The organism is Rhodopirellula europaea 6C (genome assembly GCF_000338295.1).
In the GTDB taxonomy this organism is placed as follows: Bacteria; Planctomycetota; Planctomycetia; order Pirellulales; family Pirellulaceae; genus Rhodopirellula; species Rhodopirellula europaea.
Genome location: NZ_ANMO01000011.1, coordinates 32824 through 47303, shown reverse-complemented (window position 1 = coordinate 47303; position 14480 = coordinate 32824). Strand labels below are relative to the sequence as shown.

9 protein-coding genes are annotated in these 14480 nt (G+C 56.1%); 6 read left to right on the top strand and 3 right to left on the bottom strand.

Translation table 11 applies throughout. From position 1 onward, the window contains the following. The first annotated feature begins 44 nt into the window (after window positions 1–44). Genes RE6C_RS00745 through RE6C_RS00735 form a run of 3 tightly spaced genes read left to right on the top strand, consistent with a single transcriptional unit; the run spans window position 45 to window position 4947 of the window. The gene (locus RE6C_RS00745; RefSeq protein WP_039960874.1) at window positions 45–1052 is read left to right on the top strand and encodes an ABC transporter ATP-binding protein; all 1008 of its coding nucleotides are present in this window, start codon (window positions 45–47) and stop codon (window positions 1050–1052) included. Beyond that, the gene (locus RE6C_RS00740) at window positions 1049–3550 is read left to right on the top strand and encodes an ABC-2 transporter permease (protein ID WP_008652901.1); all 2502 of its coding nucleotides are present in this window, start codon (window positions 1049–1051) and stop codon (window positions 3548–3550) included. The genes RE6C_RS00745 and RE6C_RS00740 overlap by 4 nt, the downstream gene beginning before the upstream one ends. Beyond that, window positions 3547–4947, top strand: coding sequence for a hypothetical protein (locus tag RE6C_RS00735; RefSeq protein WP_173401755.1), 1401 nt, complete (start codon window positions 3547–3549; stop codon window positions 4945–4947). Before RE6C_RS00740 ends, RE6C_RS00735 begins: the two co-directional genes overlap by 4 nt. A 159-nt stretch (window positions 4948–5106) precedes the next feature. Here the strand turns inward: RE6C_RS00735 and folK are convergent, their stop codons facing one another. The 3 genes from folK to RE6C_RS00720 all read right to left on the bottom strand — a co-directional run bounded on the left by folK (window position 5107) and on the right by RE6C_RS00720 (window position 8627). Then, complete coding sequence (folK, locus tag RE6C_RS00730; RefSeq protein ID WP_008652898.1) at window positions 5107–6183, bottom strand: 2-amino-4-hydroxy-6-hydroxymethyldihydropteridine diphosphokinase; 1077 nt, start codon at window positions 6181–6183, stop codon at window positions 5107–5109. 21 nt (window positions 6184–6204) lie between these two features. Then, window positions 6205–6624 carry a hypothetical protein gene (locus RE6C_RS00725; protein WP_236617835.1) on the bottom strand — a complete coding sequence of 140 codons (420 nt, stop codon included), beginning with the start codon at window positions 6622–6624 and terminating at the stop codon, window positions 6205–6207. 134 nt (window positions 6625–6758) lie between these two features. Beyond that, entirely contained in the window at window positions 6759–8627 is a 1869-nt protein-coding gene (locus tag RE6C_RS00720) for an AAA family ATPase (protein ID WP_039960837.1), read from the bottom strand. A gap of 140 nt (window positions 8628–8767) precedes the next feature. Here RE6C_RS00720 and RE6C_RS00715 point away from each other — a divergent pair, with 140 nt between their 5' ends. From RE6C_RS00715 to RE6C_RS00705, 3 genes are all read left to right on the top strand, one after another. Beyond that, complete coding sequence (locus RE6C_RS00715) at window positions 8768–9649, top strand: class I SAM-dependent methyltransferase (protein WP_008652894.1); 882 nt, start codon at window positions 8768–8770, stop codon at window positions 9647–9649. 15 nt (window positions 9650–9664) lie between these two features. After that, a complete protein-coding gene (locus RE6C_RS00710; protein ID WP_039960871.1) occupies window positions 9665–11131 on the top strand; it encodes an aldehyde dehydrogenase (NADP(+)) in 1467 nt (488 codons plus the stop codon). 106 nt (window positions 11132–11237) lie between these two features. After that, window positions 11238–14456, top strand: a complete 3219-nt coding sequence (locus RE6C_RS00705) for a serine/threonine-protein kinase (protein WP_008652892.1) — start codon at window positions 11238–11240, stop codon at window positions 14454–14456. Window positions 14457–14480: the final 24 nt, after the last annotated feature.

Genomic DNA, 14480 nt, shown 5'->3' with positions numbered 1-14480 from the left:
TTCGACGCACACTGAACCCATCTCATCGAAGCAGGATCGTCATCATGAACCCCGTCATCTCGACCGATCAACTGACCATGCGTTTTCGAGGCTGCGACGCCTTGCTGGGCGTGGATCTGACCATCCAGCCCGGGACCGTGTTCGCCTTGCTGGGTGAAAACGGAGCCGGCAAAACAACCCTGATCCGAATCCTCACCGGGTTCCAGAAACCGACGTCTGGATCCGCCTGCGTCTGCGATTTCGATCCGCTGAAACAGCCCTTGGAGGTTCGTCGGCGGGTCGGCTACGTCTCTGACAATCCCGCGCTGTACGACTGGATGACCGTTGGCCAAATCGGCTGGTTCACGGCTTCGTTTTATCCCGATGGCTTCTATGACGCGTACCGTGAATCGGTCGCGAAGTATGAGATCCCCGAAGATCGTAAGATCCGAGTGCTCAGCAAAGGCCAGCGTGCCAAGATCGCGTTGTCATTGGCTCTGGCGCACGATCCCGAACTTTTGATCCTGGACGAACCAACGTCCGGCTTGGACCCAATGGTTCGTCGCGAGTTTCTTGAAAGCATGATTGGCAGGGCCGCCTCTGGGCGAACCGTGTTCCTTTCCAGTCATCAAATCAACGAAGTTGAAAGGGTCGCCGACACGATCGGAATTTTGCACAACGGCAAACTGCAAGCCTGCGAACCGCTCAACGATTTGAAAGGCTCGATGACGGAGCTGACCGTCTCACTGGACGATCCGCTGGTCCAAGTCCCCACGCTGCCCGAACCAGCCGAAACATTGTTGGAAGAGAACCAAGGTCGACAGCGGCGATTTCTGGTCCGCAATTTTGACCCGTCGATGATTTCGTTCATCGAGTCCGCCTCGGGCGTGGTCGCCGTGCGAGATCGAACGATGACGTTGGAGGAAATCTTCATCGCCCACACGCGAAAAGGTTTCGCTGGCCCGCCCGGACCGCCGCCTGAAATGTCTCGCGGACCGTCCGAGTCGCCGAAGCCATCCACCGGCGACGGCGGACGTGAATCCGAAGTTGTCACCTCGGGAGAACAGTCATGAACGAAACTCGTCTATGGCAGGGCCTGCTGTGGAAAGAGGCCAAGCAGGTCATCCCGCTGATCGGGATGTTGTTAGGAGTCTCGGCCTTATTGTTCATCGTGTGGGCAGCCACTTCGCGGCAATTGAATGTGACGCTGCAAGCCACCGGGGACATTGTTCCGCTGATCATGCCAGCGTTATTCGCGGCCGGTGCGGGGGCGATCCTGATCAGCCATGAAAAGGAAACTCGTTCGTTGAACTGGCTGGCGTCGCTTCCGATTCCTATACGTCCGATCGTGATGACAAAATTTGTCGTCGCGTTTGCTGGTTTGATGCTGATGTGGCTCGGATGTTGGCTGCTCGGAATCTTGGCCGGATTGGATGGTGGCAACGGTGGACCGCTGGCTGAATTGAAGCAGATTCACCCCGCCTTTTGGTTTCTGCATTCCATCTACGTCTTGCTCTGTGGGTTTTACACCGCATGGCGAAACAAGAATGCCTTTCCCGCCCTGGTCTGGATCATTCCACTGGCGTTGCTGCCCTTTCTCGTGGTGGAAATTTGGCATGCGATGCCTTTTATCGGGAGCTCGCAATACGCGGATGTGACTCAGAAGACTTGGGTGATGGGAATCGTGACGGCTTTGGCGATTCCCATCGCGGGATGGTTTGCGTATCGAGCTGGCCGGAGAGAGCTGCAGGCCGATGAACCGGAACGATTGCTCGGCCGTGACGGGTTGCATTCTGCCGATGCCTGGCGTCCACCGGAGACTTCGGCACCAAGCGAGTTGCCGTTTCGAAATTCGTTGACTTCGTTGGTTTGGCAGACCATTCACAGTTCGCGTTGGATGTCGATTGGCTTGAGCGTTCCTCTACTTGCCGGTGCTTTGGCTTGGTTGGTGCTGACCAATCACCTGGGGCAAATTTCAAGCTGGTTGATGGTGGCGATCCAAGTTTCGATCGGACTGTCGCTGCTGGCCGTGTCTTGGTTGGGCGTTGCGGTATTCACGGGAGACGGTTCCTCCGGGCGATTGAAGTTTCTGGCCGATCGCGGCGTGTCGCCTCATCGAGCGTGGGTTGGCCGTCACTGGTTTGGCGTCAGTCTGCTATGCGGGATTTCTTTGTTGATCCTTGTGGTTCAGGCCATCCTGGGAACACCACTCAGTCCGGATGCATACGATCGACCCGCTGTGCCGGAGGTTTCCCTGCTGACGATTTTGGCTGTGTTCGCGGTCGTGTATGGCGTGTCTCAGTGGACCAGCCAATTGGTACCGATGCTTGCCGCGTCTGCTTTCTTGGCTCCGGTGCTCTCGCTGGTCGCATTGGCGATGCTGATCAACGCGGGCGTGGGCAACGGGGTTCGACTGGGATGGTTGCTGCTCATTGCCGTGCTTCCGTTCGCTGCGACGTGGTGGACGATGCATGACTTCATGGATGGAAGACGCGGTTGGAAGTACTGGTCGACGATGGTGGTCGCTGGCTTGCTGTTTTCACTCTTGCCAAGCCTTCCCGTTTGGATCGCGAAATCACAGTTCCCGCGGATGCCCAAAGAACGCGTCGCGGAACTGTTGCCAGAAGCAAGAAGGCTCAGCAAAGCGAGTTCGATGAACTTTGCCTCGATGCGGATGGGCGATCTTGATCTTCGTGACGACTTCTCAAACAGGCTAGGAGAAGTGGATGGCGAAACCGCGGTGCAACGATTTCATCAGCGAAATTATGCCTCGCCGGACACCTGGATGGTGATCGGTAATCAAGACGACACACCGCTAAGGGCCGACACCTGGATCATTCAAAACAGCCTGGAGATGGCTTCATTCACCAAGCTGCGGTGGAAGCAGAATCCGAGTGAGACTTCAAAAGAGGAGTTGGCCGCTTTTATTGATCGATTGACCACGGCCGCCCGACGGTTGCGACTGAGCGTTCGCTGGTTCGACCAAGAGATGGCTGACTATGTGGAAGAGTGGCTTGTCAACAATCTATCTGACAAAGCCATGCAGCCGCTTCAGTCGGAGCCGTTCTTTCGGCGGGCGGCGGAACAAGTCGCAGCGTTTGACGACCGACAATCGGCTCGCCGGCGGGCGTTGCTGGTGAGCTGGCACGTGGATCTCGAATTGTCGGAACACAGCCAGTGGTATGGCGTGAGTGCGAACGACGATTGGTTTGCTCGTGTTCCGCTGAATTGGCGAGCGAGCATCATGCAAAAGGGATTCGGCGCAGTGGTGGATCGGTGCTTGCAAATCCAGGAAAAACAGAAGGCTGGCGGTGATCTAGAACCTGAGTTCCGGGCGCTGCATGAGTTGGTGGGGCGGCCAGGTGGCGACTTTGAAACCGGGCCCTACAGCGACAATGCGAGCTCTGGGCAAAACACTCTGCATCCTCGTCGGTTCTATGGGTATCCGGCGGTCAGTTGGTTTGAACCCTGGGAAACCGAGGGCCAGCTCATCTGGCAGCGTTTGCAAACCAAAGCACAGACCGAGACAGAGTCCGAATCGAATGTCCCCACTGAGGAGGAAGTCCAATGAGCCAACGAACATCTGATTTTCGATATCGCCTCTGGATGTGGTACCCACCGATCCTAGTGGTCCTGGCGATCGCTTGGGGTGTGGGGCGAGAGTATTGGGTCAAGGGCGAATACCGTTCCGTGGTCAACGAAATGGCCGACAGCGGTGTCCCCGTCACCACCACCCAAATTCACGATCGGTACACCGCCGCAGGAACGAACGAACGTTCAGCGGAATGGACCGAGCTATTTGACGCCGTGACTGCGTTGCGAGAAATGTCGCGAGACTCGGTGGAAGGACTGGAGGATCTCGTACCGCCGGATGAACCGTGGCCGGCCGAACCGTTCGCTGCATTGATGAGCGAAGAAGCTCAGCCACTCATTGATAAGCTCGAAGAGATGCTAAAAAGCGAGGCTTCCATCCCCGTCGAAGTATCGTTTTCTTCGCGTCGCTTGTGGATGTCTGGCAGCAACTCCGGGTCAGTCCTAGAGCTTTTAAAGGACGAGTTTCGATTGGCGTATCATTCCGGTCACACGGAACGGGCCATTGCGCTGCTGCGACAATGGAGACAGTTCATTGAACTGTTGGGACAATCGAACGGGTTCCAAGTATGGTCGCAATGGAATTTGTCGACGCATTGGCTTCGCCTGGTTCGCCAATCGGTTGCCCACGCATTCTGGAACGAGGAACAACTCACTGAACTCGTTGCTTTAACGAGCGAAATCCAGGGCCCCGATCTCGACCAATGGAACGAATCTCTGTTGTCGAGCTTTGTGGCTTGGGACCCGCTGCAGGATGAGGGATCCTGGGTTCGCTTCACCGATCCTGACCTGCGATCGATCCAGCCGTTCGGAGCATCGGCCATTCATGCGATGGCGGCTCTGGAATGGATGCAACCACGCAATGCCGCTGAATTCGATCGTGGCGGGCGACGCGATCGCAAGGGCGCACAACGGAACCAAGAGACGGAACGAGCAATTGCCGATGGGTCAAGGAGCTTGGTGTCCGTGCCCTTCGCAACGCTGAATCGCTGGATGCGACAGGACTGGGATGTCTCAATCGCATACGGAAAACAGCAGAATGACAATTTCCACGACTCCAGAAAATGGACGCTGACGGCTGTCTATGTGCGGAAATACCAAGTTGAGAACGAACGCTTTCCTCGGTCGTTGGACTCGTTGCGATCAATGGGGGCAGACGACCGCGATTGGACGCTCAGTACCAGAGAACGCCTTGGGTACCGAGCGGATGACGGGTCGAAGAAAGGGGATCAGGCTGTCGCGGTCCTTTGGACAGACGACAAAATGCACCAAGGTGAAGACGATGAACCCGGAGTTGGCCGCATCCCCTATAGCGAGCGGAAATGGGGATCCGGTCGCGCCGAAAAATTTGAAATCTGGTTTGACCGAACGATGTAGACAGGCTCGGCATAGAACAGTTGTCCCCAACTGTTTGCGTGGCTGGTTGGAGTTGCCGGGTAGCGTGATGCGATCGCGGATGAAGCTCGAAGTGCGGTGCGGTTCGACGATGGAACGCTGTGCGACGGAACAATTGGGGGCAATTGTTCTACTCTGGCTTCACCACCAGTGGCCGTCTTCCGTGATGGGGTGAATCTCGCATCGCATGGAGTCAATCGCGGAGGCGAGTTCGCCGATGGCCCAATCCAGGTCGTCGACTTCCAATCGGTATTCGGGCCACTTCCATCCGGCCGGCCAAATCTGATGCGGTGCCGGCCATCGATCTTTTTCGGTTGTGTGCTGGATTCGAGCGAGCAACCTGGGCAGGCACTGCGACGTCGGCGAAGTGTCTTGGTCGATCTCCTTTGAATCACGCAATGCGATTGGTGGATCGGCCGCGACCCATTGCTGCAAACCCTTTGCGGCATCGGGGCGATCTGGATCGATGACCGTGATGCCGTGTTCGGAAGCCAAACGCTGGCAGATGATTTGCCGAAGCTGTGAATCGCCGCCCACCAAAGCGATGGACGGCACATCCGCGGCAATGTGATCTCGCAAGTCCCGAATCGTCCATCCAAAACGCGGGTCGCAGAAGTCGGCGGCGACGTCGCAAGCCGGTTCCAAGACGAATCGTCGGGCGGTGTATCGAGGATGCGGGACGACCAATGCTTTTGCCGATCCGGCTGGGCCGCGGCCGCCGATCAGACCTCGACGTCCAGCTGAACTGGCGGGACCTGCCAGGCGACCGTGTAGGACAACGTCCAGGTCGATCACACGGGCGCCCCATCGAACCAAACGCTTTCGGCCCAGGTCGATCTCCAGATGTTGCAGCACGTCCAAGACTTCCGCCGCGGAGGCTTCCGTCGCAAACGCGGCGACGGCGTTCAGAAAGGGCGATTGGCCTCCGGGGCCGCCGATTGGCGGGGTTTCGAAAAGGCGGCTGGTTCGAAGACGCTGAACAGGTTCTTCGGAGGATTCGCCTGATAGCTCGGAACAAGGCTTGGCGACGACGCCCGACTCAGCCACCCGGCGTGCCGCTTCCGCGATCACCACGCGGCGATCGCCCAGGTTCGATCCGAAGCTGATGAGGCACTGCGTGGGCATGAACGAATCGGAGAATTTGCGAGGCTGGGACGAGAATGCTCGCGAATGATAGCTGGAACCCGCTCCGACACCAACGATGCGGACACGCGGCATTGGATCGGCAATACGGTGATGTTAGCGTTGCATCGGGACCGCGGTGGTCCATTCGGGAAGCTCAGTCGCTTCGGAAGTGATGCCCAGCACGATCGTCGAAGGGTGCTGAGACGCTTTGCCGATCAGCAGGCACTGCGAAAGCTGGACACAATCGCTCAATCGTTCTCGCTGAAGTGTCCGCTCGCAACGACGAGCGTGCCACTTGTTTTGCAAGGTGCTCCACCCGAAGCCTTTGGCCGGGGCACACCAATCGACACGCAGCCGAGGCATCGCGGATTGCTCGCCCGATTCCGGTTGGTGTGACGCGTTGGCTTCTCGCCAAGCATGCCCCAACGCCACGAAGAAGGCCGGCTGCAGTCGCAGTTCATCCGGCGTGACCAATACCAACGTCTTGCCGTATCGAACGGCTTGTTCAACGGTTCGATGGAGCAAAGTTCGCAAAGTTTGATCCGGTTTGAACATTGACCACGTTGGGATTCAAAGCCCGAGAAATGATTCAAGCTCGAACAAAACGGCTCGGGAATTCCGAGCCGCTGAAATGTCTGGTGCGAAAATCTGGCGACCTTCGCGAACGATCAAGATTGCGGCGAACGCATCTTGGCCAACATCGCTTGGAAGTCGACGGCGACAGGACGTCCGGCGGACAAGTCCGCGGATTCGTTGTGCAATGCTGCCGTTTCGACTTGCACGTCGTCTTCGATGACCAGCATGTCTCGGTCGTCGTGGTTGACGGCGATGTCGTCGCCATCTTCTTCCATCCACAACACGGGAGCCGAGGCTGCCATGGCGGATTGGTTTTGCATGGCACCCATGTCTTCTTCTTCGCAGATCTCTTCCGAGCCATTGGCTTCATCGCCGACCAATGCCAGTGGCGAGTTGGCCGCACCACGCATGCTGAGGATTTCCTCATGCAGCGAAGTCTCCAGATCCGAGGCCACTTCGTCTCGCTCGGCGACTGTTTCGACTGTGTCGATCAACGAATCAGCGGTGGGTTTGATTTCTTCTTCGTCATCAAACTCGCCAAACAATTGGTCCGCCGTCGGGGTTGCTGCGACCGGTGTTTCAACCAATTCTTCTGATTCGGTTGTTTCGGGCAAGTCAGCGGCCAGAGCCGATCCGACCACGTCGGAGACCATTTCGTAGTCACCTTCGTAGGATTGGCAGTCGATGCTCAACGAACCAAATTCGATGTCGCTTTCGGAAGCTTCGCACTGAGCGGTGGCTTCTTCGCAGACGAGTTGCTCATCGATCGTTTGCTCGGTTGAAGCAGCAAATTCCAGTTCGCTTTGTTCGGCTTCCGCCGTTTCGCTTTGGCCCTGGTTTTCGCTTTGGCACTGGCCGGTGCTCTGGCAAGCTTGGTCTTCGCATTCCGATGTGCTGCAAGCTTGGACGTCGCACTGGGTTGCTTCCGCTGCGACGGGTGTTTCGGTCTCTTCCGGCAACGGCTGGTCGTTCCAGCGTCGGCTATGTTCGTTGGATTCTTCGAACTCGAACGACGCGGTCGCTGGTTGGTCTTCCGAAGCGGAGTCATTCCAGCTCGAATCGTCGAGAGCACCGAATTCAACGTTGGATGCTTCCGCACTCGGGACGGCGATTTCTGGTTCGTCCATGACGGGACTGGGCAGTTGTTGCAACATTGCCCAAGCGCGATCGACGATTTTGTTGTCGATGATGCTTTGATTGAGTGACGCGGCACAATCGATCGCGGCGGTCATCATTTGGTTGATCAAGCGAGGCGTTCCGCTGCAAGCTTGATGGATTGCACGAATCGCTTCGTTGGTAATCGCTTCGCTTGGGTTCGATCCGCAGCTTTCGATGACGCGGCGCACATAGGTTTGTGCTTCGTCGCCATTGAGTGGGTGCAGGTAGCATCGTGTCGCGACGCGTTGCACGAGAGCTTCGAGCGATGGCAATGCCAGGGTCTCGTCCAATTTGGGGCCGCCCATCAGAACGGCGCTGACACGTGGTTGGCCTTCGCTCATCGTGTTGGTGATGATGCGGATGGTTTCCAGGACTTCTGGTGTCAACGCTTGAGCTTCATCGACCAGCAAGAGCAAACCGGGGAATTCCGAGGTGCTGCGAGCGAGTCGCTCGACCAAAGCAAACTGAGGGTCTTCGTTGGGTGCCAACGGCGTCGAGTGAATTCCCTGGACTCGGTTGAGGCGAGTCAGCAGGTGCCGTTGGAACAACAGTGGGTTGTCCAGCATCGCGTCGCCAAACACCACGACTTCGCGGCGATCGCTGAATTGCTTGAGCAACAGTTGGCACAGCATCGATTTGCCGACACCGGGCGGGCCGATGACCAGCGAAATTGCTTCCCAGGCTTCAATTGCACGTTGGATTCGCTGCAGTGCCTCGTCCTGCGAGCCAACTGGAACGTATCGCTCCGCGCTGGGGAAGGGTGGGAATGGAGGCACGTGAAAAGAGTGTTCAACCGAAGACATGGTCGAAGTTTCCTAGGCGGAACAAGTGGGAGAATGCGGACAAGCCGTCTAATCGTTACAGTCGTCACCCAGACCGCAGGGTCTGAAACAAATTTCATCCATCTCTGACGAATTCACCTCATGCCCCCTCGATTCGCCCCGTGACAAAGAGCACCGAAATCCCTCGTTCGCCGACGAAAACCCCCGTGAAGAGAAATTCCGCGAAAGAGAGTCGAGCGTCAAAGGCACGAAAGCCAGCCTCGACTGCGACGATCGATTGGTACGACCGGCCTCAGTACTTCGACATGGTGTTTCGTGACGAAACGGCAACCGAAATGGCATTCCTTGACGAGGCGTACCAGCGATACGCGACCGGAACCGTTTCGCGAGTGTATGAACCCGGATGTGGCAGCGGTCGTTTGGTGGCCGCCTCAGCAGCCCGCGGGTACGACGTCGTCGGTTTGGATAACAACGATGCAATGCTCGCCTATCTACGGCGTCGATTGCAACGTCGAAAATTGTCTGCCGAGCTGATCAACGGAGACATGACCACGCATGTTTGCTCGCCCGCTGTGGATGCCGCGTTTTGCACGTTCAACACGTTCCGACACATGATGGACGAAGCCTCGGCGACCGCGCATTTGCGATCCGTTGCGGAATCGTTGCGTGAGGGTGGAATCTACGTGCTCGGGTTTCACTGCATTCCTTTGGACGCCGACCCGGACTGCATCGAACGCTGGAAAGCCTCCCACGGCGGGACAAACATCAGCGTCACATTGAAGGTCATTGATTTTCAGCGAAGAAAGCGGCGTGAAACTCTTCGCGTGTCCATCAAGGCAACTCGAAAGAACGGAACCGTCGAGCGTGTACGCAGCGAATTCCCGTTGCGGCTTTACACTCCCGCCCAAGCCTTCAAAATGCTGGAGTCCGTCAGCGACGTGTTTGAAATCGTCGGCGTCCATGACTTCGACTACGAGATCGAAGAGCAGCAAGAGATGGATGACGACCTGACCGACGCTCTGTTTGTGCTTCGAAAACGATAGTCTTCTTCAATGAATGTGATCATGAATTGTTTCCAAGCCACCTGTGCCGCAACCGGCGAGCTGCTTCCTGGCGAATTTGCGGAAGCGACTGCCAACCAGATCGATAGCGCGTGCGAGCGTGCTGCGGACGCGGCATTGAAGCTTCGCGAATTTTCGCCCGAAAGGTTGGGGGAATTTCTGTCGGCGGTGGCGTCGGAGATTCAATCACGCCGAACGGAAATCGTCGCTCGTTGCGAACTCGAAACCGGCTACATCAACGCTCGTGTGGAAGGCGAGTTTGATCGAGCGGCCGGGCAATTGAATTTGTTCGCTCGGTTGGCCGCGGAGCGACCTTGGGATCGGGTGACAACCGAGCCTGCGGATCCGGATCGCAAACCGTTCCCCAAACCACGAATGTCACGGCGATTCGTCCCTGTTGGTCCGGTCGCCGTTTTCGGTGCGTGCAATTTCCCGCTGGCGATTTCGGTCGTCGGGAACGATTTCGTCTCCGCGATCGCGACTGGCAATCCGGTGATTGTGAAATCTCACCCCAGCCACCCGGGCACGTGCGAGTTGCTTGGTGACGCTGTCATAGAGGTGGTGAAGCGGTTGGGTTTCCCCGCGGGGACGTTCGATCTTTTTCACGGGATAAGTCCTGATACGTCGATCCGTTTGGTTTCGCATCCTGCCATTTCCGCCGTCGGCTTCACCGGCAGTCCACAAGGCGGGCGAGCTCTCGCCAAAGCAGTTTTGGAACGTGAAAACCCAATCCCAATTTTCGCGGAGCTGGGCAGCACCAATCCGGTGTTCATTGGCCGAGATGCGATGGCCGCGCGAGTTGAAGCGATCGCGGATGGCTTTGCTGCTTCACTGAGATTTGGCAACGGGCACATGTGCACCAAGCCTGGAGTGGTGGTTGTTCATGAAGCCGATGCCGAGTCGTTTGTTCAAGCGACTTGCAAGTCGTTCGCCAAACAGCCGAACTTGCCCATGCTAAGCGGTCCGGTGGCGGATGCATTTGATCGCGGCATCGAGCAGCTGCAATTGGCCGAGGATGTGGATGAGTTGTTCGTTGCCAAACGCTCTCATTCGGACGGCCCCTGGCATCGTGGGGCCCACTGGTTTGGAATGACAGCCGAAACCGCGATTCGCGGCGGGTGGCTGCACAGCGAAACGTTTGGGCCGGTTTCGATTTTGGTGCGGTGCCCCGACGAGGAGACAATTTTGCGGGTTGCGGGTGAATTCCATGGTTCTCTGACCACGACGTTGCACACGGAAGCGTCTGATAATGATTTCGCCCGCGGTTGGCTCAAGGTGTCAGAGCGTTTTGCCGGCCGAATCATTCTCAACGGTTGGCCGACCGGGATGGAGATCGGAGCGGCGACGCAGCATGGTGGTCCGTTCCCTGCTAGTCTTGACGGTCGCAGCACATCGGTTGGTCATGCCAGTTTGGAACGTTTTGTGCGCCCCGTTTGCTACCAGAATTTGCCTGAAAATCAGTGAAGCTGCCTTCTCAACCGAAAATCAGGTGAACTGACTAGGATGCAAGTCGACTTTTGATACGATTGGTTTCGCTTCTCATTCGAGTTTTTGACTGGCCCCAAAATTCGTGCCAAGCCCCAACGAAGATCCCACCGAAGTTCGCACTTCGATCTCCGCTGAAATCGTCGCCAAACACATTGGCGACTATCAAATCGTCCGAACACTCGGCACCGGCGGGATGGGCGAAGTCTATTTGGCTCGGCACACCGAAACGGATCAAACCGTTGCCTTGAAGGTGTTGCGAAATCATGTGGCGGACAATCCGCGGTTTCGTCGGCGATTCGAACGTGAAGCGAAGCTGATTCAAACGCTGGACCACGACCACATCGTGCCGTTGTTGGAAACCGGTGACGACAATGGTGTGCCTTATTTGGCGATGCAGTTGGTCGATGGTCAGACCCTCGCGGATTTGATTCTCGAGCAGCGTGGGATCGATGATGCGGATCGCTCAGGCGTGGATTCTCAGACCGACACGGCCATTCTGTCGCATGCCTCGGCAACGCCCGATGACAGCGGGAAATCATACGAGTTCATTGCAAACGCGATTGCTGATGTTGCTGAGGCGTTGCACAGTGCTCATGCGAACAAGGTGATTCATCGCGACGTGAAACCGTCGAACTTGATCATCGATCGCAAAGGCAAGTTGTGGTTGACGGATTTTGGATTGGCGTTTTTAGAAGACGATCAAACCGCATTGACGATGACCGGTGATCTGGTTGGAACGCCGGCCTACATGAGCCCCGAGCAGACGATCGGATCGCACTCGGAGGTGACGCGTCGATCGGATGTCTACAGTTTGGGAGCGACCCTTTACGAATGGGCAACGTTGCATCGTCCGTTTAGTGGCAACCGGGAACAGGTGTTGGTCAACGTTGCGAATGGAAGCTTGGCGACGCCTCGCAGTCTGCGCAACGATTTGCCCGTCGCATTGGAAGCGGTCATTTGCAAAGCGATGTCACGTTCGCCGGACGGTCGCTACCCGACCGCGGCAGCTTTCGCCGAGGATCTGCGACGTTTCGCGGCGGGAAAGTCCGTTCACGCGAGGATGCCAGGGTGGAGCGAACGACTGTTCCGATGGAGCCAGCGAAATCCGTTGGTCGCGTTGGCTTCGTTTATCGGAGTGATCACCACGATCGTTGCCGTCTTGAGCATGCAAGCGATTTATTCGGGTCAGCTGGTTCTGATCAATGAACAACTCGAGAAGAGCAACGATGACCTCATCGCTTCGAACTTGCAGTTGGAAGCTCGTGAGGCGGAGCTGAGCAACCAGCTTTTTATCTCGGACATGTCGCTCGCTTTCAAAGCTTTTGAGGCCCGGAACCTTTTCACAACCAAGCAGTTGGTTGATAAGCACCGGACGCAAGCATCTCCGTTTGGGACCAATCGATTCGCATTTGAACTTTTGAATTACCTCGCCTCGCCGCCATCTTCGACCTTGCTGACTCAGCATGATTCGCCGTCCACCGGGATCGCTGTTTCCAATGATGGGAAGTTGCTGGTGTCTGCTGGTGAAGACGGCTCAGTTCACGTGGTGGACCTGCAGACAAACCAACGATTGCACCAGTACCAATTGCCGGGGCGGCTCGATTGCATTGCCATCAGCCCTGACAATCAGTTCTTTCTGACCGGGCTGAACGAGTCCATCGGGTTTTGTCCCATCAAGGTCTATCGAATCGACGACGGCGAAGAAGTGTTGGGGTTGCTGGGGCACTGGCATTCGATGGAGTCCGGAACGTTTTCATCCGACGGCAAATTGATCGCGACGGCGGATCGATATCGCCAAGTCCAGATACACGATATAGATGGCAATGTGATTAAGTCGTTGGACGCGACGACTCGGAATGAATCTTTGGCATTCATCGAAGGCAGCCACCGATTGGTTTACGTGCACGAAAAAGAATCCGGCCGTGAATTGCGGGTGCTGGATCTCGATACCAAAAAGCACACGGTGATTCCTACCGACGTGCTCGTTGCGCAATTCGCAATTTCGAAGCCTCAAGGGAAAAAGGATGCATTCCGAGTTGTGTCGCAGGGGTATGGTTCCCTGTCGGTGTCCGATTTTGGGCAGCCGTCACCATTCATCGAATTCGATTCGTTTGGCGTTTCATTTCGTTGCGTCTCAATTAGTGACGATGGCAGCCTGATCTACTCCGGTACCGATGAGGGAGCGGTGTATGTTTGGCGTCTGAGTGACCGGAGTTCTTCCAACGAATTGTTTCGGCCGTTGATCGTGCCGGCTGCCACAGGGCGAATCTACGATATCGAAACCGTGGCAGGACAATCGGAAACGCCAGGTTTCATCACCGCCGCCGAAGATGGCAAAGTGACTCTTTGGGAAACCGAAGAAAAAATGCCGATTCGACCAAGCAACCAGACTGTCGCATACCGGAACACGCGAACGAGGTCGATTACGACACCCTATCAAGGTTCAGCGGATGTGTTTTTTGCACTCAGAAGCGGCGAGATCGTTCATTACAATCCGCAGGAAGGATTGCACAAAATAGCGGTTATCACCCAAATTCCTGGAAAGGATACGGTTGAGCTTGCTGTCACCGAAGACGCATCAGTGATCGCGGTATGCTCGGACAAAGACCTGAAAATCTATGACGTCCAGACGACAAAGCTTACCAACACAATTCCGAGTCTCGATCTAGAACGAAGCTGCCGTAGCTTGCAGTACATGGGAGATCGACTCTACCTCCTCTACACGGATGAAGTGCTTGTTTACAGCGTTCCCGATTATTCATTGGAAGGTACGATCAAACTCCCGTCAGACAACGCCAGTGCGATTCACCGGTTGCCAAAGGATGATTCTTTGTTGATCGTGACCGATAAAGCACTTTGCGTCGTGGATGGAATGTCCGCGAGTATCTATCAACAGGCAGAATCCGCGGCCGACCAATTTCGTGGTGTCGCAATCGATTCACGCGGTAAACAAATGGCTGTCATACGATCCAATCGATTGATCGAAGTATGCTCCATTCCCAAATTCGAAACGGTTGCAGTTCTGAGAGGACACGTTCAAATACCGAGCGATTGTCAATTTCTGGACAACGACTTATCTCTCGCGACCACTTGCGAAGATGGGCTCATTCGTTTTTGGGACATCGCCAGCGAGCGGGAAATGGGATCGTTGGTTGCAGGCAAAAGTCTACACAATCGTCTGCATTATTTTGACGACTTTGACATGCTGCTTTCGACTTCCGATGCAATTCCAATGGATTTATGGGTGACCAAACGGAGTCAAACAGGATTCGCCTCCGCTGAACAAACAGAAGAAAATTGAGCGGATGAAAAAGACATTGGTCTT